The following is a 3,349-nucleotide window of genomic DNA, read 5'->3' as shown; positions in this document are numbered from 1 at the left end:
ATGAATCCTTATTAAATTTTATTTTGTGTGAATTATATCGAGAAATGCGACATTAATATATTGTACTTATGTACAGTATGAAGCTGAATCTATAAAATATATTTTTATTGTGATGAAGTAAAGCTTTTTAAAAACTAATTCTTTTATTTTCATGATTTATTAGCCAAATTTTTGTTTTTAAGCCTTCGCCGCCTGAGTATCCGCCAAGTGAGTTGCCGGCAACCACTCGGTGGCATGGGATTATGATGGGGATTTTGTTTTTACCGTTTGCAGACCCGACCGCGCGGCAAGCCTTTTGCCTATCTATGTTTTTAGCTAGCTGGGCGTAGGTCACTCTCTTTCCGTAAGGAATTTTAAGTAGCGCCTCATATACGCTTTTTTGAAAAGGAGTGCCTGAAATTTGAAATTTGCATTTAAACTCGCGCAAATTTCCTTTGAAATACTCATCAAGCTCTTTTAAACAAAGCTTTAAATTTTCATCTTTAACCTCTGTTTTTACAAATTTATCCACGAAATTTAGCTCGCAAATTCCGTTTTCGTCTGCGCAAATTTCTAAGATGCCGACAGGGGATTTGAAGTAGGCTTTTTGCAAATTTACTCCTTTTGGTTTCGTATCCTTAAATTTATCAAATTTTAGTTTAGTTTCTTATGCGTTTTTGGATAAAATAGGGCTAAATAGTTAAAATTTGCAGCTTATTTACCTTAAGCAAATAACAAAGGATAAGTGATGGATTTTTTTAAAGAGTATAAAAAACACGTTGATGAAAGGGCAATGTTCGGTATTCCGCCGCTTGCTTTAAGCGTAGAACAGACAAAGCAAGTTTGCGAGCTTTTAAAAGATGGCGATAAAAGGCAATCCGAGCTTATAAATTTGCTTGCTACTAGAGTAAATCCGGGCGTTGATGATGCGGCTAAGATAAAGGCTGAATTTTTAAACGAGATCATAAATCACGATGTTAAGATCGCTGGCATTGATAAGCTAAGCGCGGTAAATATGCTAAAGCCTATGCTTGGCGGATATAGTGTGATCGTGCTTATAGCCTCGCTTCAAAATAGCGATAAAGCAGTGGCAAAGGCTGCCTGTGAGGTGCTTAAAGAGACGATTTTTGTGCATGATTATTTTAATGACGTGCTAAATTTAAGCAAAAGTAACGAATTTGCTAGGGAAGTTATGATCTCATGGGCGAATGCAGAGTGGTTTTTATCGCGTAAGCCGCTTGATGAGGTGATAAAGGCGGTTGTATTTAAGGTGCCTGGAGAGACTAATACGGATGATCTAAGCCCTGCAAGCGAGGCATTTACTCGCTCTGATATCCCGCTTCATGCTAATGCTATGCTTATTAGAAGACAGCCAGGAAGCCTTGAAAAGATAGCTGAGCTGAAAAAAAGCTGCCGCGAAGTGGTTTATGTGGGTGATGTCGTGGGTACCGGCTCAAGTAGAAAGAGCGGTATCAACTCTATCCAGTGGCATTTAGGGCGAGACATTGACGGCGTGCCAAACAAAAAAACAGGCGGCATAGTTATTGGCACGACTATCGCTCCGATATTTTTTAACACTGCAGAAGATAGCGGCGCACTACCTATAATCGCTGACGTAAGCTTGCTCGAGACGAGCGATGAGATAGAAATTTATCCGTATAAAGGCGAGATAGTGCGAGCGGGCAAGGTCGTAAGTCGCTTTATGCTTATGCCAAACACTCTGCTTGATGAGATAAGAGCGGGTGGGCGCATACCGCTTATCATCGGTCGCGGGCTTTGCATGAAGGCTAGGGCGGCACTAAATTTAGGTGCTGAGGATATATTTACTAAGCCTACTCAGCCTAAGGATGATGGCGAATTTGGCTTTACTCTGGCTCAAAAGATAGTAGGAAAGGCGTGCGGCATGCAAGGCGTGAGGCCAAATTCTTACGTCGAGCCTTTGACTTTGACCGTAGGCAGTCAAGACACCACGGGGCCTATGACGAGAGATGAGATAAAAGAGCTTGCAAGCCTTGGATTTTCGGCTGATTTTGTGCTTCAGAGCTTTTGTCATACGGCGGCTTACCCTAAGCCAAGCGATGCGATCACGCATAAGACTTTGCCGAAATTTATGAACTCTCGCGGCGGAGTTAGTCTAAAGCCCGGCGATGGCGTCATACACTCGTGGCTAAATCGCATGGTGCTTCCAGATACCCTTGGAACGGGCGGCGATAGTCATACGCGCTTTCCTATCGGCATAAGCTTTCCAGCCGGAAGCGGTCTTGTGGCGTTTGCGGCGGTGCTTGGCGTTATGCCTTTGAATATGCCCGAATCCGTCTTAGTGCGATTTAAAGGCAAGCTTCAAAGAGGCGTCACGCTCAGAGATCTTGTAAATGCGATACCTTACTACGCGATCAAGTGCGGGCTGCTTACGGTTGAAAAGAAAAACAAGAAAAATATCTTTGCGGGCAAAATTTTAGAGATCGAAGGGCTTGAGAGCCTAAAAGTAGAGCAGGCATTTGAGCTAAGCGACGCTTCAGCCGAACGCTCCGCAGCCGCCTGCGTAGTGGCTCTTGATAAAGCGCCAGTGATAGAGTATATAAGATCAAACATAACTCTCATCGAAGCGATGATAAAAGCAGGGTATGAAAGCAAGGCGACTCTTGAAAGAAGGCGTGAAAAGATGCTTGAGTGGCTGGCAAACCCAACCCTCCTAAAAGCCGATAGTAACGCCAAGTATGCCGAAGTGATAGAGATAAATTTAGACGAGATAACCGAGCCGATACTTGCTTGTCCGAACGATCCTGACGATGTGGCGACTCTTAGTGAAATTTTAGCCGATGAAAGACGTGCTAAGAAGATCGATGAGGTCTTTGTGGGGAGCTGCATGACAAATATCGGACACTACCGCGCTTTAGCCGAAGTGCTAAGAGGCGAGGGCGAGATACCTACGCGCCTTTGGGTTGTGCCGCCTACAAAGATGGATAAGGATGAACTTGAACGCGAGGGGTATTATGACGTCTTTAGAAGTGTAAAAGCGCGTATAGAGGTGCCCGGCTGCTCGCTTTGTATGGGAAATCAAGCTCGAGTTGAGGATAACGCCGTGGTCTTTTCGACCTCGACCAGAAATTTTGACAACAGAATGGGGCTTGGCGCGAAGGTTTATCTTGGAAGCGCAGAACTTGCAGCGGTTTGCGCTCTACTTGGAAGACTGCCGAGTGTGGAAGAGTATATGAGGATAGTTCCTCATAAAATCGCAGGCAAAGAAGATGAAATTTACAGATATCTAAATTTTAATGAGATAGAGAATTTCAAGATAGATTAAATTCTGATTTAAGCGGGTGAATTTGCTAATTTGCCCGCTTGCTAAAGGACTAATATGCATGAAGCA

Annotated in this window: 2 protein-coding genes; one reads left to right on the top strand and one right to left on the bottom strand. The window is 43.6% G+C overall.

The features are described from left to right. Positions 1–127: 127 nt before the first annotated feature. The gene (locus CDOM16189_RS07895) at positions 128–592 is read right to left on the bottom strand and encodes a methylated-DNA--[protein]-cysteine S-methyltransferase (RefSeq protein ID WP_170000946.1); all 465 of its coding nucleotides are present in this window, start codon (positions 590–592) and stop codon (positions 128–130) included. A gap of 135 nt (positions 593–727) precedes the next feature. On the opposite strand from CDOM16189_RS07895, the gene CDOM16189_RS07890 reads away from it, so the two are divergent. Further along, positions 728–3,283, top strand: a complete 2,556-nt coding sequence (locus CDOM16189_RS07890) for a bifunctional aconitate hydratase 2/2-methylisocitrate dehydratase (protein WP_170000945.1) — start codon at positions 728–730, stop codon at positions 3,281–3,283. Positions 3,284–3,349 lie beyond the last annotated feature (66 nt).

Origin of the sequence: Campylobacter sp. RM16189, from assembly GCF_012978815.1 — a bacterium.
Taxonomy (GTDB): domain Bacteria; phylum Campylobacterota; class Campylobacteria; order Campylobacterales; family Campylobacteraceae; genus Campylobacter_A.
This window is presented reverse-complemented; position numbering and strand designations above follow the sequence as displayed.